At 39.1% G+C, this 26,008-nt stretch carries 18 protein-coding genes and 1 CRISPR repeat array; of the genes, 12 read left to right on the top strand and 6 right to left on the bottom strand.

Annotated features, from left to right (window positions below):
- Position 1: 1 nt before the first annotated feature.
- The 3 genes from N774_RS0113230 (at position 2) to N774_RS0113220 (ending at position 7,240) form a co-directional block, all read left to right on the top strand.
- Positions 2–4,399 (top strand): carbohydrate binding domain-containing protein, encoded by a 4,398-nt coding sequence (locus tag N774_RS0113230; protein WP_080770495.1) that lies wholly within the window; start codon positions 2–4, stop codon positions 4,397–4,399.
- Positions 4,400–4,459: 60 nt separating this feature from the next.
- Positions 4,460–6,316, top strand: a complete 1,857-nt coding sequence (locus N774_RS0113225; RefSeq protein WP_024861697.1) for an isopeptide-forming domain-containing fimbrial protein — start codon at positions 4,460–4,462, stop codon at positions 6,314–6,316.
- A gap of 87 nt (positions 6,317–6,403) precedes the next feature.
- Positions 6,404–7,240, top strand: coding sequence for a class C sortase (locus N774_RS0113220; RefSeq protein WP_024861696.1), 837 nt, complete (start codon positions 6,404–6,406; stop codon positions 7,238–7,240).
- A gap of 120 nt (positions 7,241–7,360) precedes the next feature.
- On the opposite strand, the gene N774_RS0113210 is transcribed toward N774_RS0113220, so the two are convergent.
- The 4 genes from N774_RS0113210 to N774_RS18400 all read right to left on the bottom strand — a co-directional run bounded on the left by N774_RS0113210 (position 7,361) and on the right by N774_RS18400 (position 15,061).
- Positions 7,361–8,167, bottom strand: coding sequence for a recombinase family protein (locus N774_RS0113210; protein WP_024861695.1), 807 nt, complete (start codon positions 8,165–8,167; stop codon positions 7,361–7,363).
- Between the two features lie 252 nt (positions 8,168–8,419).
- Positions 8,420–9,244: a CRISPR direct-repeat array (repeat unit 36 nt; unit sequence GTTTTACTACCCTATAAAATTACACTACTCTCAAAC).
- Positions 9,245–9,294: 50 nt separating this feature from the next.
- Complete coding sequence (locus N774_RS20145; RefSeq protein WP_431767936.1) at positions 9,295–9,639, bottom strand: CRISPR-associated endonuclease Cas1; 345 nt, start codon at positions 9,637–9,639, stop codon at positions 9,295–9,297.
- Between the two features lie 2 nt (positions 9,640–9,641).
- Entirely contained in the window at positions 9,642–13,766 is a 4,125-nt protein-coding gene (gene cas9, locus N774_RS0113205; protein WP_024861694.1) for a type II CRISPR RNA-guided endonuclease Cas9, read from the bottom strand.
- A gap of 524 nt (positions 13,767–14,290) precedes the next feature.
- Positions 14,291–15,061: a helix-turn-helix domain-containing protein gene (locus N774_RS18400; RefSeq protein WP_024861693.1), complete on the bottom strand. Its 771-nt coding sequence runs from the start codon at positions 15,059–15,061 to the stop codon at positions 14,291–14,293.
- Positions 15,062–15,273: 212 nt separating this feature from the next.
- Between N774_RS18400 and N774_RS19505 the strand changes: the two genes are divergently transcribed.
- From N774_RS19505 to ltrA, 5 genes are all read left to right on the top strand, one after another.
- Positions 15,274–15,450, top strand: a complete 177-nt coding sequence (locus N774_RS19505; RefSeq protein ID WP_196231554.1) for a hypothetical protein — start codon at positions 15,274–15,276, stop codon at positions 15,448–15,450.
- Positions 15,451–15,546: 96 nt separating this feature from the next.
- Positions 15,547–15,804 (top strand): helix-turn-helix domain-containing protein, encoded by a 258-nt coding sequence (locus N774_RS0113190; RefSeq protein ID WP_024861692.1) that lies wholly within the window; start codon positions 15,547–15,549, stop codon positions 15,802–15,804.
- Between the two features lie 12 nt (positions 15,805–15,816).
- Positions 15,817–16,353, top strand: a complete 537-nt coding sequence (locus N774_RS0113185; protein WP_024861691.1) for a hypothetical protein — start codon at positions 15,817–15,819, stop codon at positions 16,351–16,353.
- 163 nt (positions 16,354–16,516) lie between these two features.
- Positions 16,517–16,756: a hypothetical protein gene (locus N774_RS19230; RefSeq protein WP_155250396.1), complete on the top strand. Its 240-nt coding sequence runs from the start codon at positions 16,517–16,519 to the stop codon at positions 16,754–16,756.
- A gap of 19 nt (positions 16,757–16,775) precedes the next feature.
- Positions 16,776–18,344 (top strand): group II intron reverse transcriptase/maturase, encoded by a 1,569-nt coding sequence (ltrA, locus tag N774_RS17510; protein ID WP_155250395.1) that lies wholly within the window; start codon positions 16,776–16,778, stop codon positions 18,342–18,344.
- Positions 18,345–18,539: 195 nt separating this feature from the next.
- Here the strand turns inward: ltrA and N774_RS0113175 are convergent, their stop codons facing one another.
- The gene (locus N774_RS0113175; RefSeq protein WP_024861690.1) at positions 18,540–18,755 is read right to left on the bottom strand and encodes a hypothetical protein; all 216 of its coding nucleotides are present in this window, start codon (positions 18,753–18,755) and stop codon (positions 18,540–18,542) included.
- A gap of 209 nt (positions 18,756–18,964) precedes the next feature.
- The gene (locus tag N774_RS0113170; protein WP_242836628.1) at positions 18,965–19,267 is read right to left on the bottom strand and encodes a helix-turn-helix domain-containing protein; all 303 of its coding nucleotides are present in this window, start codon (positions 19,265–19,267) and stop codon (positions 18,965–18,967) included.
- Between the two features lie 160 nt (positions 19,268–19,427).
- Here N774_RS0113170 and N774_RS0113165 point away from each other — a divergent pair, with 160 nt between their 5' ends.
- From N774_RS0113165 to N774_RS0113150, 4 genes are all read left to right on the top strand, one after another.
- Positions 19,428–20,681: a tyrosine-type recombinase/integrase gene (locus tag N774_RS0113165; protein WP_024861688.1), complete on the top strand. Its 1,254-nt coding sequence runs from the start codon at positions 19,428–19,430 to the stop codon at positions 20,679–20,681.
- Between the two features lie 171 nt (positions 20,682–20,852).
- Positions 20,853–21,053, top strand: coding sequence for a helix-turn-helix transcriptional regulator (locus N774_RS0113160; RefSeq protein ID WP_024861687.1), 201 nt, complete (start codon positions 20,853–20,855; stop codon positions 21,051–21,053).
- Positions 21,054–21,434: 381 nt separating this feature from the next.
- Complete coding sequence (locus N774_RS0113155; RefSeq protein ID WP_024861686.1) at positions 21,435–22,484, top strand: dockerin type I domain-containing protein; 1,050 nt, start codon at positions 21,435–21,437, stop codon at positions 22,482–22,484.
- A 110-nt stretch (positions 22,485–22,594) separates the two neighbouring features.
- Positions 22,595–26,008 (top strand): TIR domain-containing protein, encoded by a 3,414-nt coding sequence (locus N774_RS0113150; RefSeq protein ID WP_024861685.1) that lies wholly within the window; start codon positions 22,595–22,597, stop codon positions 26,006–26,008.

Below are 26,008 nucleotides of genomic sequence, written 5' to 3'. Positions count from 1 at the left end.
GATGAAAAACTATTTCGACAGTTTTTATGAGTTAATTCATAAAAACAATGTTAAGCGACGGCGAATGGTATCGTTGCTGCTTGTGCTATCAGTATTCGTTTCTACAGGCGTCCTCTGGGAACTGCGTGATACAGTAATCACCATGGTAAATGAGCCCATCTGTGGCATTGAGGAGCATGAGCACAGCGACGAATGCTATGAAAGAGTCCTTGTTTGTGGACTTGAAGAAAACGCTGAGCATATTCATACGGATGATTGTTATGAAAAGGTGCTTGTATGCGGTCATGATGAGCATTTGCACACAACTCTCTGCTATACCGATGAGGAACTCACTGAAGAGGCATCAGAACCTGAGGATAATGTTGTCAGACTTAATTCCGAGGAATTAGCTGAAAGTGAAGAAACAGACTCCGAAGAAATGCTGCTTTCCGAATTTAGTGATGACAGTATGAACCTTATGCTTGACAACGATTCATTTAAAGCGCTGGAGGGCGAGACGCTTGATCCTGCAAATCCGGTACCTCTGACAAATACCATAGATAATATCGCAAAAGGTATCAAGTTCACGCTGTTCGATTACGGTGATGCCGATCTTGAAGCAGCGCAGAACAATTATAATATATCATGGGATTCAAAAAACAACCAATGGGTACATAATAACGTCAAAAAGGTAGGAATAAACACTGGAAGAGATTCTGGCTCAGATATCATGTTCTTTGCTTATGGTACACCTGCTTTTACAGGAACCTTAAGAGATGATGATGATACTAATAATCCACAGAATGTATATACAAGAGTTGATCCTGATAAGAATAACTATTCTGGTGATTACAATACTTTTGGAACGACGTACCCTTCTCCTATGTCCGGAAACAGACCTGTTCAGGGCATAGTCAATGATACACTTGATGCTAATGGTTATCCCACGATAAAAGGTTCAAATAACAGTCTTGCATACTTATTCAGCCCGACTGTTACAGATTCTGATAAGGCGTATAAGTCTGTTTACACAGATGTCAACCATCTTCTGCAGCAGGACACACAGGGACATCTTTATTATAACAGTAACATGAACTATGCTTACTATAATAAGGACACCCATGATTTTACTGTTTATGATCGAACATTTGATATCGTAAACGGAAATCACCATTTAGGTACTGACATAGACGTTACTACCGGCGAGACCTATGCAAGCGCCGTGGAGGGTGGAGACCAGAATTCAAAACTTGGTGACAAGGATCCGGGATTTAAAATAGGATTCTTCCCTTTCGATGATTATGATTACAGCAAAAAGGATCCTAATTTTGATACAAAATCCGGCGGTACTTATAATCACCACTTCGGCATGACTATGGAAGCCACATTTATCAATCCGGAGCCTACATCCGCAAACGGTATATCAAATGATCCTGTTGTATTCAAGTACAGCGGTGATGATGATATGTGGGTATTTGTAGATAATAGACTTGTTCTTGATATCGGCGGTATACATGAGCCTACAGGCGGTATGATCGATTTCACAAACGGAATTGTGTGGGTACAGGATAACGCTGAAGGAAAGCCGTTAACCTCTGATGATGTGACCGTTGAAACCATTGAAAAACAGTTAACGGCAAAAGGTTATGATTTTTCAAAACTTCCTATGCCGACTATCATTGACAATAATACCGCAAGTACCACTATCAGCAGTGAATCAAAATGGATAGTTAAATCTTTGGGTGATTATTTTGATGGCGTAGAAGATTGGGTGTATACTGGTGGAGAAAGCTGGAGCCGATACGGTCGTCATGATATAAAGATGTTCTATCTTGAGCGAGGCGGCTGTTATTCAAACCTTGCAATGGAGATCAACCTTCCGACAGTAAAGCCTCTTGCGGTAACAAAGACCGTTGATTATAAGGGCCATTTCTCAAATGATTATGACAATAAGGAATACAGCTTTACTGTATACGAAATGGTAAACGGAGTTCCTCAGCCGGCTGATTTAGGATATGGAAACGACAATCCATTTACACTGAAAAGCGGTCAGCGTAAGGATATCTATAGCTTTAACGAAACCAAAGAACTTTTTGTTGTCGAAACAGGTGTTGATCCGAATATATTCTCCCGTGTCGATGTAAACGGAGACGAAAAGCCCATAACCGACGAGGGCATTTCCAGCGGTGATGTCACAGCACTGAGTGTGAACAATCAGTACGACTTCAAGAATACAATCAAAGACGAAAGAACAAATTTTGAAGTTCAGAAAGTCTGGGATGATGTTGAGAATTCTAATCTAACGCACACAGCTGTATACTTCAAGCTTTACCAGACCGATTCGGCATCGCCTGATCAACGTAAGCCTGTCGAGTTCAACGGCAATATGACATTTGCTCTCAATGCTGATAATTCATGGAAGTATCAGTTTAATAATCTTCCGTCAATATACGGAAGCCATGTATATACATACAGTGTTGAGGAAGTTGAAGTTCCTTCAGGTTATGAAGTTGCTTATTCAACAGATTCCGACGGCAATCTGTTAATAACAAACAGAGATACAAGGAAATCAAAACTTTACCTTAAAAAAGAGTGGATAAACGCAACAAGCGAAGAAATGAAGCCTGTTGAAATCACACTGAAGCGTAAGAAAAAGCTTATTACCAGCAAGTCTGCCACGATAACCGTCAATCTGCGTGATCCCGGAAACAATCTTATCAAGTCATCAGGTGAAATACCTGTATATCCTGGCGGTAGTGCTGAATTCAAGCTGAGCGTTCCCGGTAATGTACAGTATTATGAAGCTAATGCAGATGGATACAACAATCATTATTACAAGCTTTCTTCAACGGATATGAATTTTGAAGATCTTGGAAATAATATTTTCAAGGTTTCAGATTTACAGTCAGGAGCAAATACGGTAGATATTAAAGTGTATACCGAAGAAGCTGATGACAGCCTGTTGCTTTTGCATCATTCTTTTACAAGAACTACTGACGGTTGGGAGCCTCAGGGAGATGTTTTGGTAGAAACAAGCGGTGTTGATGCATTTGCAAAAAAAGATGGTCTGCTTGTAAAAGAACGAACACGTCCTTCGCAGGGCGCAAGGCTGTTCCTTGATCCTAAGATATTCAAGGCAGGAAAGACTTATACATTCAGTCTGGGAGTTTTTTATAATGACAGATGGATAAGTACTGAAGATGGAAATGAATCAAATCCTTCTGAAGCGATGTTTGTCATGACATTGAATGACGGACTTGAAAAGGAGGACTTTAAGAGCTATCACCGAGTATCAGCGAAAACTGTTCAAAAAGGTCAATGGGATAAGCTGACAGGTACGATCACTTTGCCTGAGAATGTCAACCCTTACGGTATGTATCTCCTGATAGAAACAGAGGCAATAAACAAAACATTTCCAGCGTCATTCAGAATGGACGAGTTTATAGCCATAGAGGGATATAAAAACATTGAGGTTGAAGCAGGCACAGGTGTTGTTACTGTTCAGAATAGTGTCATTTATAATGCGGATTTTAATGTTGATACGCAGAATTGGACTAAATTTGCAAATGATGATCTGAGCCTATCAATTAGTAATGCTAACAATAGTACCGATTACCATTTGCTTGTAGAAGGAAGAGAAGAAACATTTCAGGGCGCTAAGTTAAATCTGTCATTTTTAGAACCAGGTAAAAAGTATGATATTCATGCGGTAGTATCAGGAAATAGTAACTCAGGTAATCATACGTATAAAATTACGTTTAATGATGGAAACGGAAAAAATAGGCCTGTCTGTACTTCAGATGTGGTTACAGGGTATAATTGGGCGTTTATGGATAATCATTCATTTTTAATTCCGTCCAATGCTAATCGAAACGAAATGTTTATGTATGTTGAGTCAAATGACATTACTCCGTATAGAATATATCAGTTCAGAATTACGGAAGAACCTTTAACTCAGGATAAACCTGGTTATACTCTTACAGACGGTGTCTACACCTCAAACAATAACCTTTATACAATTACCTTGCAGGAAGGCTCGGTAGCAATGAAGGATTTTGAGGAAGACGCTGGCTGGTCAAAGACCATATCACTTGGCGGAACAGATCCATGGAACTGGAACAGCACCAAATCCCAGCTTAAAGAAGATGAACATTATCGTTACATCTACTATGTAGGTGGTGAAACAGTTAACGGTGCAACTCTCAACGAAGACTACATTCTTCTCCCTGTGGAGAACCAGTATGTAGCTTCAAACGATGAAACGACACCGATACTTGTGAAAAACAAGAGTATTCGCTTTAAGCTGCCGTCAACAGGCGGAAGCGGACCGGGAAGGATATACTTCCTCGGAGGCATATTCACAGTAATTGGAATTTTAAGCGGATCCGCTTTGTACAGGCGCAAAAGGAGGCGATCGTGAGATGGCTTCTGTAAAATGATACGGCGGATTAAAAAATACTTTTAAAACGGAGGTAAAAATATGAAAAAACATAAGAAATATGTAGCTATGCTTACAGCAGGTCTGTTAGCGATAACTCCTTTAGCTGCAACAGGAATGACAGTCTTTGCAGCTGATACAAATTCGATATCTATAACTGCTAAAAATGCAGGAACGCATAATTATAATGCATATCAGATATTCAAGGGTAATCTTAGCGGAAGCGGAACAACAGCTGATCCTTATGTGCTCACAGATATTCAGTGGGGCGATAATGTATCAGGTGCGACCTTCCTTTCAGCTCTTAAAGCAGCTGATGAATTCAAAATTGATCATGATAACGATGCCGAGACTGATAAAGTAAGTGTTTTTGCATCAGCAACTGATGCAGCAGGTGTTGCTGCGGTTCTTGAACAGTATGCTGATAACAGTGATTTTGCGGTTGAATTTGCAAAATTTGCAGGTACTCATCTGACAGGAAACGCCTTGAAATCCGATAATACACCTGATAATACAACAAAAAAATATGAGCTTACCGAACTTGCCGCAGGTTATTACCTTGTTAAGGACGAAGCAGATATTACTCAAAATAATCCGCGCACTCTTAATCTTTTAAAGGTAGCAGGTAATGTCGATTTAACGACTAAGGAAGACCTTCCTACGCTGGACAAAAAGATAGTTGAAAATTCTGCCAAGACTGATCATAATGAAGCAAGCATCGGTGATACAATAAATTATGAGCTTACATCAGTGGTTCCTTCTATGATAGGATATGACAAGTATTTCTTTGTTATCAACGATAAGATGTCAACTGGTCTTACATTCGATAATAGCAGCGTTAAGGTTTATATCAATAACGTACTAATTGATAATTCATATTACAGAGTCGATGAAGGCAACGCTGCTAAAGTTGGAGATGTGCAGTATACATTCCAGATAGTAATGAAGGATTTCATTCAGCATAAGGCAAAAGCAGGACAGGAGATAAGGGTGACATATTCGGCAAAGCTGAATGAGAATGCTGATATTACAAGTACAGGTAACCCCAATAAGGTATTCCTGACATATTCAAATAATCCTAATGTGGATGCGGTCGGTGAAAGTGACACCAATCCTGATGAGCCTAAGCCGGGAACACCTCCGAGTCCTGATACTCCTGATGAGCCGAATGATGATTATACTGATCCTGTAGGTGTTACTCCATGGTCTGATGTTAATACTTTTACTACCGCTATCAAGATCATAAAGGTCGATAATTCCACACCTCCAAAGCCACTCAAGGGCGCTGAGTTTACATTAACAGGAACCGATATGAACATAGTTCTTGTATCTGAGGATCAGTTTACAGAAAATGCAAGCGGAACATATTGGAAGCTGAATGACGGTACATATACGACCGTAGATCCTGGTACGAGTGGTGTTGATCAAACAAAATATGATAACACAACGAAAAAGTATATAAGAACTACTGTATTCACACAGAAAGGTAATCTTCCAACTCATGTAGATGTAAAGGGTTATGTCGATGATGATGGTTATATCATATTCAAAGGTCTGGGGGCAGGTACATATACACTTTCTGAGACCAAAGTACCATCAGGATATAATAAAATTGATGATATTACGATAACAATCAGCAATGATAAGGCAGCAAATGCTTTTACAAAAACTGATCCAAACTGGAAAGTTACAAAGCAGGTCGGTTCAGAAACTGCGGTAGAGCTGACAGATAGTGATAGCGATAATATTTATGAATTGCAGGTTATAAATGCTAAGGGCAATACCCTTCCTTCAACTGGTGGTATGGGTACAAAGCTGTTTTATATCATAGGAAGTCTTCTGGTGGCAGGTTCAATAGTTCTTTTAGTAACAAAGAAGAGAATGTCTAAAGAAAACTGAGCAAATCAAAAAACACAGCAATAATGTGAACTTTTCGTGCAGCAGAGTTTCAACTGCTGCACGAAAACTTAATACAAGGAGCTTTTGATGAAGCGTATCATAATAAAGTCGCTGCCTTTTGTGGCATTGATCATAGGTTTAGTTCTTATATTGTATCCTACGGTAAGCGAGCATATAAATGCTTTGCATCAATCAAAGGCTATACAGGTTTATAACGATATATCTGATTCTATGAGCAATGAACAGCACGACCAGATAATTGAAGCAGCAAATGAATACAATAGAAAACTGTTATCTGCTGAAAGTCCTATACTGGAACCTGATATAATACCTGGATATAGAAATACTCTTGATATTACAGGTACAGGTACAATGGGATATATTACGATAGAAAAGATAAAGGTGGAACTGCCAATATATCACAGCGTAGATGACGATGTTTTACAGGTCGCAGCAGGACATCTTCCGGGAACAAGTCTTCCTGTGGGTGGCAAAGGAACACATTCCGTCCTTTCGGGACATCGCGGACTTCCCAGTGCAAGGCTGTTCACCGATCTTGACAAAATGGAACAAGGTGACATTTTTCGTATTACAGTAATGTCCGAAGTTTTAACGTATCAGGTGGATCAGATAAAGGTAGTTAAGCCGTATGAGATCGATGACCTTGCAATTGATCCAAATAAGGACTATTGTACGCTATTTACATGTACTCCATATGGCGTGAATTCACACAGGCTTCTCGTCAGAGGTGTCAGAGTTGAGACTAAAGAGGAATACAAAACTTATATTGCAAACGATGTATTTATTGTATCGCCGCTTATTGTAGCTCCTGTAATCGCTGCACCGATATTACTTGTCCTTTTGATCCTGCTTATGGTCAAAGGTGGCAGAAAAAATGATACAGCCGACAAATTTAAAATATGATACTGCTGTATGTGGCCGTATCCTTGGGCCATAACCAAACCTCATATTCTGCTAAAAAATATAGAAGTTCCACATGTATAATAAAGGCGACTATCACCATAAGATAGTCGCCTGTTTTCTTTATTTATTCTGCCACGCCTTTATTCTATCACGATAAAATGCAATTTGCTGTTTTGGGGTACAACTTGAACACTCCATATCTAATTGTATCTCTTCAAGATACCTATACAAAGTCATTCGTGATATGTCATGCTGCTTTGCAAACTGTGTATGATTAAGAGCACCGCCAAACATTTTGAGTTCCTTTAAAATAGCAATTCTAAGCTCATAGCTTTTTATTGTTACGAACTTTTGCCCTGTTCTTGCTGCTCTGATCTTGTCACCTGCTCCCTTTGCTGCCATTCCCTGTGCTGTCCTCTTTCGCAGGTCATCAACTTCCTTTTGCGCCTGCTCAAAAGCGAGCTCTATCTGTTTTATCGCTAAATCCCTTTGATAATCCTCTAATGCAGCAATAATAGAATTTATAAATTTATCTGTTGCTTTATCGCCTGTGTCCGAGACTGATGCTATTTGTTTCTCCAAAGTCGCCTTGAATACTGATGTATCAATGTATCTCTCATTCAAAAACACAAGCTCCACGCCTTTATTATACCACGCAAAATACTGTTCGATTCCCTCAGCTGCGTTACGGCTCATTCGTGATACACTATCAAATACGATTGTAACATTGTCGCCCTTGGCTATATCCTTATCCACTGCCTTTAAAAGCTTTTCAAACTCCGGACGGCTCAATGTAGTTCCTGTGTATTTATCCTCAAACTGAATCGAACTCTCACCTTTAAGATATGCCATGATATTATCAATCTGCCTTTGTACATTCTGCTTTTGTGTGCTTACTCTCACATAACTATACACTCTATTAGCCATAACGACATCTCCTCTATTATATATTCGTAACTTTTAAACATTCGTTTATATGTTGCAATTATATAATAGCACTACTATTCATGGAAGTCAACGGTATTTAAGGAAATTCGGAAATCTACATAATGAGCATCACTTCTCGTTGTTACATTTTGATAGTACCTCTAAATGTTACATTTACTTATAGTTATACTCTCCGTCCTATAAAATTACACTACTCTCAAACCTGTTCGATGTTCTGGGCTCTGGTCTTACGTTTTACTACCCTATAAAATTACACTACTCTCAAACGAAGCTGTGATTTCGCCACCATTTAAGATGGTTTTACTACCCTATAAAATTACACTACTCTCAAACACCTCTTGCTGTGTTTTAGCATTACGTGCAGTTTTACTACCCTATAAAATTACACTACTCTCAAACACTGAAGGATTTTGAATACAGTGTCAATGGTTTTACTACCCTATAAAATTACACTACTCTCAAACCCGCCAGCCGCGATCTATAGTCAGCAGTAGTTTTACTACCCTATAAAATTACACTACTCTCAAACACTTGTAACGAAGTTGGAAAGGTAATACTAGTCTTACTACCCTATAAAATTACACTACTCTCAAACAATATCAATGTAATTTGTGCTGAGTGTTTTGTTTTACTACCCTATAAAATTACACTACTCTCAAACGGGCACGGATTGGCTATTTTAAGACCGTCCGTTTTACTACCCTATAAAATTACACTACTCTCAAACTTGATAATCACCGTTGCAATGGTTGCAACGGTTTTACTACCCTATAAAATTACACTACTCTCAAACCTTAATTATTCTTTTCAAGCAAACGACAGGGTTTTACTACCCTATAAAATTACACTACTCTCAAACCAAAATTATAGATGTTAGCCAGTGGCAAGGTTTTACTACCCTATAAAATTACACTACTCTCAAACACCTCAGATGCACAAGCAGGAAAGAACCTGGTTTTACTACCCTATAAAATTACACTACTCTCAAACGGACTTCATAATAAATCCCACACATTCAGCGTTTTACTACCCTATAAAATTACACTACTCTCAAACTGCCCTTTTTTGACGTTCTTTTATTCAGCGGTTTTACTACTCTATAAAAATTACACTACTCTCAAACATCTTATATACGGCAAGCGCTCCAACGGAAGTTTTACTACCCTATCCCATTTTATTAGTTTTCTAAGTTTTGCAGATGTATCGTGACTTCCGTACAAAGAAACAAGTTCACAGGTTGGATCGCGCTTTTCATTGCAGAATATAACTTTGACTTTTTTATCAGTAAGAGCAGAAATAAGGCAACCAGTAATTGATATTGCTGTGTTCTCGATTATGAGAACGGATATCTCGTCAAGGTTTATTCTATATGTATCATCTTCACTCCTTACTACGAGATATCCCATTTTCATATCGAGTTTTGCCCTTTTGGATATAACTACTGTACGCAAGCTCATAACTCAAATAGGTTCACTGACTTCTTTTCATAAAGTCCTGTAGGAGATTGGTCGATGATTCTAATTATTTTCTTTCCTTTAATCTTTGAAAGATCAGAATTCATAGTTATTACACCTGCTTGACCACTTTCATTTACAGCCTTAAGATCACAACCTGTTGATCTTCCTGTTTTCATTAACATCATTATATTATAAAGAGCGATAGTTTGTTTCGTAACATCAAGTCCGATAAATGTCTCACGTTGTTTTGAAATCTTTTCTCCAATCTTTTGCAAAATATTATTAAATGGTTTGCTTAACATTTTTCTGACCAAAAGATCAAATAGCTCAATATTCGAATCGGAATTGATACCAGAATAGCTATTAACGCCGTATTTCTTTCCTTTTTCACTTTTTTCAAGAAATGAACATATCTTTTTTATGTAGTTATAGCTTTCTGGTGGCACAATAAGAGATTCTGAAGAAGCGATGACAAGAGTTCGTCCTTTATTAGATTTCTGTACTATATTACATCTAAACCCATCTATCTCTAAAAGTGTATTTATTTTTAATGCTCTGTTTTTCATTGGCATTGATACCATATCAGCAGTAATCACCTCCGAAAGAATACTCGACAAAGTATCAGCTGCATAATTCATAGCAAAATCAATATCAATTTCAAAACGTTTTGCATACATTGTTTCGATTGGAATTATAACAATAGAGTTTTTATTATATTTTACAATTGAAAAGTATGAAGCGGTTGTATTGTTATATCCACCATATTTTGAAGTATCAAGTCCAATTTTGCGTGGAACAAGTCCTTCCTTTTTGCGTTCGGGCATCTGATTGAAAAGACCACCCTTGCGTTTATAGGTATACTTCACATACCTGATACTGTTTTTGGCCATCATATCCCGCACTGTCTTAAACGAAACGGCTGGATCCCATGCGATTGTATCACCACGTTGGACCTTTCCTGTAAGCAGACCGCTTTCCTTACCATTTTGATCTTTCTTAAAAAGCTTCATAGAATAACGTTCGCCGCTTTGTACGAAGTTCAGCGGAGATTTTGTGAACTTGGTGTCATAAACATTACCCATAACTATATTGAGATAAGCGTCCTTGGCGTGGTGAAGATCATTTATTTCGCGGCATTTCAGCATATCCATTTCATGTCTGAATTCAGAAACAAGTCCTGCTTTAACATATACGATATCTGTATCAGGGAAAAGCTCCTTCAGTAATGTGGCAACGGCTTTAGTGGACTGTCTTGTTTCTACTAGCTGTCTAGCAATAAAACCCGATAGTTCTTCTTCTGAAAACGGGGTGTTTCGGATAAGGCGAGAAAACTTCTTTTCGCTCATAAGCCCCTTTTTGTGCAGGCTATGCCAGAATCCCTGCATTTTCTCACGGATATCCGAGCTGATAGGATAGCTATCACCTTTAGCGCCATTAGTATTTGTGTCAACAAGCACTTTGTTATCGAGGCTGTCGTCCTTTATTTTAGCCTGGGGCCAAATATGGTCGATATTCCATTTATGGTTATCTTCAAGATCTTCAAAACTAATAGCTTTTCCAGTATATGCACACTTACCCAGCTGCATAAAATACAGATAATACTTTTCACTGCGAAGCTTTCCATCATCTATACTGTCAAGCTTATTTTTTAGCTCAGGAATATTATCCGCATCTGCATCATCAAGAATTTGGGATATAAGATCACGGCGCGACTGAGCACGCTTTCCTTTGGGTGTTTCTCCCTCTCCCCTTGCCATTTCGATGAATATCTTGTCTGGAGCTTTTTTTAGTATTGTTTTCAGTTCTTTGACAATATCGATAGTTCGTGTAACAGAACGTCTTACCGCGGTGGGGATATACATATCCTTTAGCTGTTCACTTATGCTTTTTTGATTCTCAGGTAAAGCATAATAATACTTATTAGATACTTCAACTGCCTTAGAATAGCCATAATTGGAACTTAATAGTTCCATAAGATTATTGTTTGACTCCCAAAGCATAGATATTATATTCTTCTCGTCGAGTACTTCTGCTGTTTTATCATCAATTGGCAGTATTTCTTCAAGAAAACGTCTCGAAAGTCTGCCGTAGTCTTTATATTTCAACTTTGAAATATACTTTATATCTTCATTGGAAATATGTTTGAAGTTCTCTTCAAGCCAGTTTTTCAAACGTTTTGTATCTGTTGTAACAGTTATGCGTTCAATAATTCTTTCAACATCGTTTTCACTGAGCACACCATTCTCTAATAGCTGTTTGAAATCATGATAGGACTTCAACGATGATTTAATATTATCATCAACACCGCTTATTTCAATTTCACCTTTGTATACACCAATAGACTTGAAGTATTCAGCTATACGCTTTTTAGTTAGTTTCCTATTTGAAGAAACAAACATATCTTGATACAGCTTCTGTTTCTGTTCAACCGTTATAGGCACTCCATTGACTTTGATGTTATTTATCTCGTTCAGAACTGTGTATTTACTGTAAAGCAATGAATACTTCGGTAGCACTTCTTCTCCCGCGAGATATGTGCATTTACAGGTCATACGACGTATAAATTCGTTTTCAGAGGCATCTTCATCTATTATTTGCTTAAAATTCCATGGATATATCTTTCCTTCAGCCTTACGCACTATCCATGCATTTTTGCTTTTGTCACTTACTACTAATGGTCCTGTATAGTATGGAATTCTAAACTCCATTATACTTAGTATCTTATCAGCAACAGTACCGTATTCGTCCTTTTCATTGAGAAACGGCAAGTAATTGCAAGCATTATCTAAAATTTTTTTTAGTTCTGCGTAATATAGTTGATATGGAATAACACGGTTATCGGTAGTGACCTGTTTAGGACATAATTCTCCGTTTTGACACTTTTTCAGTAACTCTTCAAAGCGTTCATTATCTTCATATACAGGCTTTATACTTTCAAGATATGTTTTCAAGAACTTGCAAAAATCCTCCTGTGAGCATTTCTTATACTTGTTTCTTTCATTTTCCGATGGAGCATTATAGACATAGCTCACATAATTTGATTTATCGGATATTTCACGGAATATCGCATCATATTCTTTTTTTGTAAGATAAGTGCGGACAAAGTATTTTAGCTCCTGCAGGTCTGATTTGTGCCTATCAAAAATCTCAACTTTTGATATTGAAATCATCTTATTTCCAGCGAGGATCTCAACTAACAGTGACCAGTCATACATTGCCTTTATACTCGCAATAAGGCATAAATGCAGCTCATCTACCTGTCCTGTGAGCATATCAAGAGTATCGGAAAAATCGGCATTTTTAACACATACAGAGTTCTTTTCAAGCTCCTTGTAGTCCTCATTGCAGAACAAATCCGACATCTTAACGGTACCACCACTTATTATCTTTGTCAGTTGATCATATTTAATTACAATATTAGATTCGTCTTCTGCTTTAGGAACCTTTCCACCAAAAAGCAGTTCTTTAAGTTCTTTGTCTTTGTTAGTTACTGAAATATGCTTTTTTAATATTTCAGCCATGCCGTCTGCATTTTCATCGAAAGGAGCAGTCTCTACAATATCGATTAAAGCGTTATAAAAATTAGTATATATCGGCTTGAATTCAGTAATCCGATCAATTTTATCTTTGTTTACATTAAAAAGAAAATGGCCTCTATGAGCAAGCAAATAAGCGCAGGCGTAATAAACCAGCCTTACATCATGTGGTTCATTGCTATCCATCAGTTCGCAGATAAGATGGTGAATTGTTGGGTATTCCTTATAGTATTCTTTATCACCATAGTTTTTATCATCAAAAAATGTATTTTTCTTTCTGTTCTCCGAGTCCTCAGGAAGTAAGGAGCTTTCCTTCAATCTATGGAAGAATTTCTCATCTTTTTTCAGTATTTCAGCCGCAAAAAAGTCCTGTAGAAGCTTTATGCGCTGCTGACGTCTGTCAAGTCTGCGGCGAGCCGTTCTGAATGACCTTCTTTCAGCTGATTGCTGCGCTTCATCAAAGAGATGTACTCCCCACATAAGGTTATTCCTGAATTTTTTTAGCTTGTATTCTCCATCTGTTACTGCCCAGCCTACTGAATCTGTACCTATATCCAGTCCTAAATATGTTTTATCATTTGCCACTTGACAAACCTCCTTTTTTATGGTAATATAAAAATATAGGAATTACTACCCTATAAAATTACACTACGAGTTCAAATAAAAATTTTTTCAAATCGTTCGGTTTTACCGTTCGCACAAGTGTTGTGCTTCAATCCTTGCTTATGAGCAAGGATTTTTGTTTTATATACGTTAGTAGAATTATAACATATATTTTTCTAATTATAGCACAATTTCTATCTAAATTCATTACAATAATGTTAATATTTGTTGCATTGCTTTTATCGAGCCTATAAACTGGTTCGCGAACAAACATTAAAATGTACTAATAAAATCTGAGCCACCATTCGAATAAAGACTGGTATTATATCGTTAAGCACTCTCACACAGTTGGTAATATAAATTAAGCTAAGAAAACCGCAAGAGGTAATTAATAATGCCTCTTGCGGTTTTTTATGCATACTAAGGTAATCATTTTATATGACCATTAAAGCCAAGAAATCTATATCTTTATTATCTCAAAAAAAGAGTATAGGTGAATAGACTCACTAAAACAGTTTTTTACTAATGAAAGGTTTATTATTTTTATTAACTCTACCAGCCGTAATATCTTCAAATTCTTTTTTATAATCATGTTTTGTAGTAATTATATTATATGCAATCATGATATCTTCATCAGAAAAATTTTTTCTATCTTCTAAATAGGAATTATCGAGTGGCATATTAAAAATCAGTTCCTTTAGCATTTTATCAAACTTAAAGCTACTTTGAGCTGAATCGATTCCATAATTATCAAGAGCTTCATTTACGATCTTTTCTAATGTGAATCTATCTTGAGGTGATAGATTATAAATTGATGAAATATTTTTAAGTTTATTTTCTTTGCAATAGATCTCTAATAATTTATAACTTATACGTTCTTTTTCATATTCATCACTGCGATAATCAAAAAAAGCCTCTATAAAATCGGGAGTAATTCTTTTTATTATTTCGGATACAACATCTTTCATAGCTTTTAATTCGTCACTTTTCGACCAGAACAGAAGTGCTTGTATGGTTTCTTTACTTAAACCGATATATTCACAAGCGTTTCGTTCTTCAATGCTTAATGTGTTATAGTCAGTCAGACCGAGTAAATAATCAGTAGAAACGTTAAAATAATTAGCTAGCCTTGAGAGTATCTCTATATCCGGTCGCCTATCTCCATGTTCATAACGCCTCAAAGTCTGCTGATCTGTTCCAATTGCTTCCGCAACTTCACGCTGCGTTTTATTTCTTTCCTTCCGTAAACCTCTGATTTTTTCACTAAAGCTATCCATCTGAAATCTTTCCTTTCAATTAAATAACGGATTTGCGTAGATTTGGTGTAACCTATTGACAGGGTGAAATGATGATGATATACTAATCTCACCGGCGAATCCGATCGGTAATGTGATATTAAGCTATGATACCGATCGTCATCATCACTGCCATTATACCACAAGCGCCGCAATTTGTCAAGCCCTTAATAAATTGAAAGGAAGTGAAAACAATGGCTAATAAAGAAATTCGCGATTACGCTAAAGAACACGGCATTTTTCTGTGGCAGATTGCCACTGCATTAGAAAAATCAGAATCAAGCCTCACTCGAATGCTTCGCGTTGAATTGCCCTTAGCCGAGAAGCAACGGATTTTACACATCATTGATGTACTATCCGGCTCCAATTAATAAAAAACCTGACCACGGGATATGGTCAGGTATAATTAAGTATAATCTAAAGCCAATAGACTTTATACTTAGTACAAGCACAAGGAGGGATGAAGGATGGAGAAAACTATATATTCTCCGAAAGACCAATTAGAACAAGCTCATATTCCCGAAATGCTTACTGTCAGACAGACTGCTACAAAATTCGGGATAGCACAGCATCATGCACGCCAGCTTGCCCTTACAGGTAAAGTACGAGCTGTTCGTGCAGGCAGAAAAATACTGATCAACGCACAGAGCGTTGTTGATTATTTTAACAAATCAACTTTGATCAGTTCAGACACATACGCCACCCACAACATCTTCAAATTATAAAGGAGGATTTATATGCATTACATACCAAATGAAATGAAGGAATATCCAAATTGGGTATGTTGGGAAGGAAAGCCTGACGTGAATACCCATTCAGGCATCAAAAAGTTACCTATTAACCCCAAAACAGGAAGATATGCTAAGTCAAATGATCCACAGACATGGAGCGATTATGATACCGCCTTAAAAGCAGCTTCAAAGTATAATGGTGTCGGTTTCGAGTTTGAACGAAGTCCATTTTTCGGCGTTGATATCGATGAATGCCCTGAGGCACTCAAAGATTACCTTCGCGGCGGAACTAATAACATTGTATATGAGTTCGTCAATCAACTGAAATCATATGCCGAAATATCCCAGTCAGGCAACGGAATTCATATTATCTGCAAAGGTAATCTGCCACCGTATGGCCGACGAAGAGGAAAGGTTGAGATGTATGAATGCGGTCGATTTTTCGTGATGACAGGTTATATATGCTCTGATTATACTGAGATTGCAGAGTGCAGCTCAACCATATTAGCACTTCATCGGAAATACATACTCGGCATAGTCTGAAGATAAATATTTCCGTAAAGGGGGTGGTTCCATTGGATGATTTATTTAGTCCGCTCACGGCCATAGAAGGGTGAGCGGGGCGATTTGATGCGCTAATCATAGCTTTAAGATTAATAATTCTTAATCTGAGAAAAATCAAAACGAAAGGCGATGGTTGCCTGTGATGAAGCATCAAAGAACCAGAAATTCGGAATACTACGGCATGCTCGAAGTTTTTGATAATCTGTATGGTAGGAGTAAAAGAGGCACAGTCTTTAAAGATCTTATGAGCCTCATTACTAGCCGGAGAAACATCTTGTTAGCCTACAGAAATACCAAGACCAACGATGGCAGCATATGTAGTGGAATTGACGGTTTAGATATTGAATATATCAAACGTCTTCCAGCCGAAAAAACTGGTTAAGTACATTCAAAATAGATTTATGCTTTACAAGCCGCAAATTATCAGACGCTGTTTTATACCTAAGCCCGATGGGTCAAATCGACCTTTAGGCATTCCAACTATTTTCGATAGATTTGCGCAGCAATGCATTCTTCAAGTCTTAGAGCCAATATGCGAAGCTAAATTTCAGGAATACAGCTATGGCTTTAGAATTAACCGCTCTGCTGAACATGCTATAGCACAATGCTATAACGCAATACAGAACGATAATCTCATGTATGCAGTAGATGTTGATTTGAAATCATTCTTTGATAACGTCAGTCACTCGAAGTTAATACGTCAGTTATGGCGGTTAGGCATCAGGGATAAAAAGCTTTTGTCTGTTATCAAGGCAATTCTTAAAGCTCCTGTCTTATTGCCAAATGGTGAAGTCATACATCCTTCAAAGGGAACTCCCCAAGGAGGTATTCTTTCTCCACTTCTTGCAAACGTCGTACTTAACGATCTTGATCTGATGTTTGCTCAGCATATCAGTACACATGATACTGTAGAATGTCATGAGGAAACGAATGATAGTTCCGCCTGTCGAAAATTCCATGAAATGGTTCCCAAAGGAATATGTTATATTCGCTACGCAGATGACTTTAAGGTGCTGTGCAGAAGCCGCAGTGAAGCTGAGTCTATTTATAAAGCTGTTACAACATGGTTGGCTAAAGTTCTTAAACTAGAGGTAAACCTACAGAAGTCTAAGATAACTAATCTTAAAAGACATTATTCTGAATTTCTCGGGTTTAAGATAAAGGCTGTTAAGAAATCAGATGTATATGTGGTTGAGTCCAATATGTCTGATAAAGCACTTCATAATATATCAGCAAAACTGATAGAGCAAATACATAATATACATAGAAGCAAGGATTCGGAGCAGGCTAATCAAATCAATATATTCAATTCCATGGTACGTGGCATACATGGTTACTTTGATATCGCAACTGATATTCAGAGCAATTGTATGTCTATTCAAGTTCAGATTGATAATCTGATGAATAAGTATTTTACAGGATTGAGATGCAATGGTGAGATTAGTAATGCAAGCATTGCAAAAGCATATGGAGAAAGTAGCATGCTAAGGTTCTTCAAAGGGATTCCAATTTGCCCTATAGGATACATTAGCTACCGTGCTCCTATTAAGCATGATTCTGATGCTTGTCCGTATACATCCCAAGGCAGAAAGTCTTTTCATAATAGCCTGCGGTTTAGTGAGAACACTTTGAAAGTACTTCATGATCTTGCCGAGGCAAGAATACCTAATGCAAGTACTGAATATTACGATAACCGATTAGCAATCTATGCTATGCAGCATGGTAAATGTTATGTCACAAAGCAATTCCTTAGCACTGACGAAGTATACTTCCATCATATAATTCCTATTAACAAAGGAGGCACAGACAGATATAAAAATCTTGTTCTCGTTAGCCAAGAAGTACACGATCTACTCCATGCTGAAAGCGAAGATGAAATATTGGAGTCTTTGCCGAAGCTTATTCAAAACAAGTCACAACTTAAACGCTTTTTTAAGCTTAGAGCTGCTATGGAATTTCCTATTGAATAGCTTTCATAGAATGATTGTAATAGCATATGTAAGCTTTGTGCATAGGACTAGCAATCTTTTGGTCAATTGATTTGACCATCTTCCAAGGGGATACTAGGGATTATCTCGCACAGAATACGTAGTATTTTAATATTTATGCGCGCGCAAAGTACTGTGTATTATTACATGCGATAGAATAATCCCTTACTTCCCTCCTTAATCATCTATAGTCTGATACGTAATATCATCAACTCGCAAAACGATGTTTCCATCTCTTTTGAGCCTAAAATTCAACCTACATTTCTTAAGCTGTTTAACTTGCTGAAGAAGTTCTCTAACCTTATCAATAGAAACTGTTTCGCTACTTTCAGCAGTCGAATCATTGTCGATGGATGTTGTAGCCAAAACATTTCTTCTAATTAATCTCATCATAACCCAAACCTCCAATATTAGTAAATATGAGCATTATACCTAAGTCAGATATTGAAAATTGAGCATATAGTCCTAAAGTTTAAGAGTATATGATTCGCATCTCATATTTTGCTCTGCTAATATATAAGGTTTTTTTTACATTTTTTATTGTTGAAAACTCCCTCATATGTTGAAAACTTTTTCGAAGATGTTTTTAGCAATACATTTCGTTATTTATTAGCATCTCGGAAGCATTCAACCACGTGCATAACCGCAGTTATCTGCTCATCAGTAAGGCCTGTCACCGAAATAGTAGAAGTTATGTTTCTACCGAGAATATAATCAGTGGATACATTGAATATCTTTGAAAGTTCGATAATATATTGTGGCGTCGGAATAGATAGTCCCATTTCCCAAGAGTTAATTGCCGAACGAGAAAGTGCCAGTTTTCTTGCAAGCTCGGCTTGAGTTAAGTCAGCTCCTTCTCGCATTTGTTTAATCCGATCCGCCAACATTAATAATTCTTTTGACATATAAATCACCTCTGTATATGATATTATCATAATCATAAAGATTAGTATTTATCATAATGATGTCGCTACTTGACACAGCATCATTAATAGTATATAATAATAGAGAAACATTTGTAAATATACATACTGGTATATTATATTAATTGAAAGGAGCTTGGATATGGCTAATATAACAGAAAATCGTAATATTGATGGCCGTCTAATATCTTTCCGTATTCGAGTTAGTGACGGATATGATTTATATGGAAAGCAACGGTTTAAAAGTATGACATGGAAAGTTCCTGAATGCATGTCAGAAAAGAGAGCTATAAAAGAAGTTCAAACTATAGCAATTGAATTTGAGGAACAGGTTAAGAAAGGACTTGCTGGTTCGCAAAGATGTTTGAAACTTTGTGATTTTATACCGACGTATCTTCAAGTAAAAAAAGGTTCATTATCTCCAAGAATTCACGCGGAATACGAGCGCTCTATTAATGATTTTATCTTACCTGCTTTAGGACACTTTAAGCTTTTGGAACTTCGTCCAACTCATATTCAAGAGTTCGTAAATCAGCTCCAGAATGTTCCGAAGCGCAAACGAAATGGTGAAATTGACGGTAATAAAAAATTAGCCCCTGCAACAATCCGCCGCAGATTAACGATACTTCAAAGTATACTAGCAACTGCTGTAAAACTTGATATAATAGCTGATAATCCCGCTGATTCTAAAAGACTATCATTGCCCAAAGTGCCAACTCCTAAAATAGAAATATTCAACAAACAGGAAATGGAAACGATGCTTTCTTGTCTCGACGAAGAAAGTTTACAGTTTCAAGTGCTTATATGGATTGCAGTATGTAGTGGTTGCAGAGCTGGTGAGATCACAGGTTTAAAGTTTTCAGACTTTGACTATAGTACTTGTCAAATGACTGTTGAACGCTCCATATATAAACTGAAAGGACAGCCAATAGCGATAAAACCGCCGAAAGACTACGAAACACGAACGATTACGCTTCCTAGAGAAGTTATTGAACTTGTACGATTATTACAAGCAGAGAAACACTTGGAAGAAACATCCCTTGGGACAGCGTGGAATGGAGCAGGTTGGTTATTCACCCAAATCGATGGCTCAGTAATGCACCCACATACTGCAGGAGCACAATTCAATAAATTTCTAAAGAAGCACAATCTGCCTCATAAAAAATTCCATAGTCTCAGGCATAGTTCTGCAACATTTCTTTTATTTGGTGGCTTAGATATTAAGGCAGTGCAAAGCAGACTTGGTCATGCTGATATTTCAACCACACAAAAGTATCTGCACGTTGTACAGGAAGCAGATCAAGAAGCAGCAAATATCCTGCAAGGAATGTTTATAACTCAGAAAAATAATAAATCTGAGCAGATTGATATACATACCACAAAGCATACAGGATAATATTAATAATTACAACGATATATAAGCTTGTTATTGAAAAAACTTCAATTACAGCTTTTATATAAACATCATAATCTTTGTGTATAGTCGTGGTTTGGTACGGTTCATAGTGTTGAGATAATAAAGATTACACTTTTGATTTGATGAATAATAAAACAGGAGTGATATTCAATGATCCGTATCGTTTATAATGAATTAAAAAATGAAATTCATTCACAAGGATTAACAATCGAGTTGGTTGCAGCTTACATGCACATTTCTCCTTCAACATTTAGATATAGGTTCAATAAGGGAGAAGTTGACTCAGATGACGTACAACATCTTTGGGATTGCGTAAAAATGGCTCTTGAAGATAAGCGCATTTGGGGCTAATAATATTTAAGATATCAAAAATATCTCAACACCAAGAAGAGGCAAAGGAGATTTCACTTTGCCTCTTTTATCATTTCATCCCCAACTAAAAAAGTGTCATTAATCTGTCATTGTTGATATAAAAAGAAGTCAAAAATCGCAAAAATCCGCTCAAAACCCGATTCTATTTTTTCGCTATATATAGCCATATATGAAAGATTATAAAAAATCGTAAAAAGCTACTTCTGCCATTGGTAAGGCGTAGGTCGTCGGTTCAAGTCCGATCATCAGCTCTTATAGCGGTTCACTTTTGTGAGCCGCTATTTTGTTTTTACAGCGCAGTTGACAAAATCCGCAGATACGCTATAATTATAGTATACTACCAAAAAGGGGGAACTCATTATGCTAAAGAGGATAGCTGCCGCATTTCTTTCGGCTGGCGCACTTCTGGGAAGCGCACTGTGCGTAAACGCCGCAGGAATCTACACCAATGGCAAAGTCAAATTCGCATTAGATCTTGGGGACGCCGACAACAACGGCGCAGTAAACGCCGTGGACGCTTCAATAATTCTCTCCAATTATGCAAGGTACTCCACATCGACCGACAAGCCCAGCGACTACGAGCTTATCACTCAGGACGTGAACGATGACGGACTTGTAAACGCGGTAGACGCTTCCATAGTACTGAGCTATTATGCGTATAGATCTATCGGCGGTTATTTCAATCTTTCTGAATATATAAAGAACCCCAATGAAGCCCCCACAGAATCTGTCACAGCAACGACAACAGCAGCAGCCGCGACAACCACCACAACAACGCAGACAACAACAGAGCCCACAACCTATGAATACACATTGGAAAACATTACACAAAGTGCTGAAGTATTCAATTACTTTGCCAAAGAACTAAATGATTGTGTATTTAGAGGTAGAGGAGTATCGACAACAGGTTGGAATGGAGAAGATATTTATTTAAATGGAGAAAAAGGATCAAAAGTTGCAATACTTTTATTAAATGAAAATCTAAACTATAAAGATGGAGTATTAAGTGAAATATTTGCTGGATATAATGACGCAGATATACGAGATGGCATACAATATTTCTACGATATTTCTTTAGTAGAAAAAGTATGTAATTCCGATGTTGATTTCAACGAATTCACATTTAATAGGGATATTGGAGATTTCATGAATATGCTAGAAAATGCCAAAAAGAATGGCGACGCAACAGGAGACTATTCGGAATTAAATAATATAATGGAAGACATCCTATTTAATGGTCAATATGATTTTGCTGCAAATAATGTAGCTTCTTTATATTATACATTAGGAGTAGGTAGATATTGCTCTGGAAGTAACTATAAAGGAGATTGTGGCGCATTTGCCAGTGAGGGAGACTTTGATGGAATACAAGTCGAAACAGAAAACAGAATAAAATCCCTGATAAAATAACTGCTATATAGCCCCAAAGCTCGGGGCTATTTTTTTTGCCGTAATCATTGCTATTTCTGCGATTATATGCTACAATAACCTTATATGAATAACATATAAGGAGATTTGAGATGGAATACAAATATAAAGCTTTTATCAGCTACCGCCATATCGAGCCCGATATGCAGGCGGCAGAGAGATTACAGAAGCTTCTTGAAGCCTACAAGCCGCCAAAGTCCCTTGGCGTTAAAAAAGAAAACTGGCGTATCTTCCGCGATGTTTCGGAGCTCCAGTCCAGCAGCGACCTCAGCGAGATAATCAAGAACGCTATCGAGTCGTCGGAGTACCTCATCGTTATCTGCTCCCCCCAGTATAAAGAATCCAAGTGGTGCTTACAGGAGCTTACCCGTTTCCGCGAGCTCCACGACAACAAGAACACCAACATTATCACCCTGCTGGTAAACGGCGATCCCCGCGAGTCCTTCCCCGAGGAGCTCACCTACGCCGAGGTGACCACCACCAACGAAAAGGGCGAGGAGGTCACGGTCAAGGTTGACGTTGAGCCCCTTGCTGCCAATATAGTTGCAGACAACCTGAAGGACTCCATGAAGAAGCTGAACACGGAATACCTGCGTATCGCTGCTCCCCTGCTGGGCTGCGACTTCAACGATCTCTTCCAGCGCGAGAAGCGCCGCGAGGCTGCAAAGAGAAGACGTATCTTCGGCGGCGTGTCGGGAATACTCTCCCTCATATCCATTATCAGCGTTGCTTCGGCTGTGACTATCAGCGGCAAGAACAAGCAGATACAGAAGCAGAACGACCAGATACTTGAACAGAATCAGGAAATTGAGAACAAGAACAGCGAGCTCCTCGTTGAGAACGCAGGTCACCTTGCTGTGGAGTCCGAAAACCTCTTCAAGGAGAGCAGTCTTATCCCCGCCATAAAAAAAGCCGTTGCAGCTCTGCCCTCGGCAGGCGAGGAAAAGCCAATACTTCCCGAAGCGGAGTATGCTCTTTCCCGTGAACTGGGCATGTTCGATCACACTCAGCTGGCACCTCAGCTCTCATTGAAGCATGACTGCGCCGTGGAGCAGCTGTCGTTCATGGGCGGCGGCAAAACCGTAGTCTCAAAGGACGCCACGGGAGTTTACTTCTGGGACGCCGAGACAGGCAAGCTCATAAAGAAAATATCAGCTTCCGACAGCGAGTTCGCGTCAAAGTCGGGAAGCTCCAACGAGCTGACGGCTTACTTCGATGTAAGTCCCGACAAGACAGGTACATACTTCACCAATACAAGCTCCCCAAGCAGTGTCACCTACGAAAACAGCTCCGTATTCAATAAGATATACACCTACTTCGTTCACTCAGTCGAAGAGGACGAGCCCGGCACAGGCGGCGACGTGTACATATACAACTCTGACAGAGACCTTTGGCGTATCGACGGCGCAACAGGCGAGATAAAGTGGAGCGTTCCAAGGTCTGAGAACGCATTCGCCTACCATGATATCATCATGGACGAGCAGTACATTCTGCGTATGTATCAGGAGAAAAAAGAGCTCACAAGCGGCACAGCTATCATGGGAGACTATTTCTACCTTGAGATAATCGACCGCGAAACAGGCAAGATAACCGACACAGTAAAGCTCAACTTCAACGAAAAGTCTATGGGTCTGTACCTCGGCTTTGAAATAAAGGGTGTACGCGACGGCATAGTTTACACCTGCAGCGACGACAACAAGCTGAAAGCCTTTGAGATAAAGGATCATGCTCTCAGTCTCAAAAACGAAGCAGAGATAAAGTTCCCCGTTGCCGCAGGCGTCAACAACTGCTATTTGCAGTTTTTCAGCGACGAGCCTGTTACGGCTGCATGCAGCGTCATGGCGTTCAATCTTACCACCGAGTTCACACGCTATGACAAGGACATGAAGGAGAAAAAGTGGAGCACCGCTGTTCCCGTGAACTATCAGAACAAGGGAAAGATGTTCATCATGCCTGCAGGCAACACCAAATATGAGCACGACGTTCTGGCTGTGACCACCAACCGCACTGTCTCCTTTGTGGACTACGAAAACGGCAAGCTTATAAAGAATATCACTGTTGACGGCGAAATGGTAGACGTTTCGTTCAGTAAGAACGGTCTGGTGATGTTCACTCTTGACAGCGGCGCGGAATTTGCAGTAAGCCTCAACAGCTACATAACAGGCGATGAAGCCGACAATGCCGCTTACAGAGTGCAGACCATGGATACAAAGGTCTCCCTTTGCAGCTACAGTCTCGGCAAGTATGTCACTGCCGAAAATTACTCCAATACAGCCTATATCCAGTACCCCAAGCAGAACTCCTCCTACACCGATATTGACATGGGAGAGTTCATGTACGACCGCGATGTACTTGCAGTATCCGACGACGGCACAAAGGCAGCTGTTGTCTCCACATTCTATCCCAACGGCGAGTACAGATCGGACAGCAAGCTCACCTATCACCTGTTCATATACGATGTTGTCGCAGGCTCATGCACCGAGGTATCAGCACTTGAAGACCTAAAGGTAAACTGCGCTGCATTTGTGGGCAGTAAGCTCATAGTGAACGTCAACGAAAAGACCTCGGGCGGTACTTACAGCATTGATGACAAGACCATGTGCATAGATACGGCTGACGGAAAAGCCGCGACCGTTAAGGACGCACCCTCAGCTCTGCGCTCAACTGTGAAGCTCATACCCGTCTCTGACGGCGCTTACTATTCAGCCAACGGCGAAAAGGATCTGGTCCTTGTATCTCCCGACGGAAGCTTCAAGACATGGGCTGTAAAGAATGAGGACTCATTTACTGCGGACAGGGAAATAATAAACAACATGTATGCCGTTTCGGGCAGCAAGGCTGCTATATATGCTAAGTTCAGCGGTGAGGACGGCAAGTCTGCTCTTATCGTTCACGATTTCTCAGTGGGTCAGCACATAGAGCTGGACTACAATGTAAACGATGACTCACGTCCCGAGGTACAGCGCATATTCTGGCAGAACGCCGACACAGTGGGAGTACTTTTCAGCGACCGCACCGTGGTACTCTTTGACGTTGATACAGGCAAGCTGAAAAACAAGGTCTCACTCAGCGGTACAAGTCAGGAGCCTGTCTCCGCTGCCGCAGTCACCGACGATACATTCGCCGTGCTCTGCCGTGACTCATGCCTTTACGAGATGAACTCCGAGGGCTTCACGGGCAGAAGCTGCCGACTTGACTTCGCCAACGATTACATTAACGACATATACGAATCAAACAGCGAAAATGCAGTGCTCTTTGAAACAAAGCCCTCTGCTGATAAGAGCCGCGTATACGCCGTATGGGACAAGTCTCAGGCATGGCTCCTTGACACAGCAAGATTCACTGTTCGCTACAGGATAGACGATTTTGCAGCAGCTCCTGCCGCAGCCGACAAGGTATTCATCAGCGACGAGGGCAGGAACAAGACAGGTCTGTTCCCCATATACACCACACAGCAGCTCCTCGACGCCGCAAAGGCTTATCTTTCGGCGCTGGGCGAAGCCTGA

Origin of the sequence: Ruminococcus flavefaciens AE3010, from assembly GCF_000526795.1 — a bacterium.
Taxonomy (GTDB): domain Bacteria; phylum Bacillota; class Clostridia; order Oscillospirales; family Ruminococcaceae; genus Ruminococcus; species Ruminococcus flavefaciens_D.
Note: the sequence above shows the minus strand (reverse complement) of the source record. Positions and strands in the feature narration are given on the sequence as shown.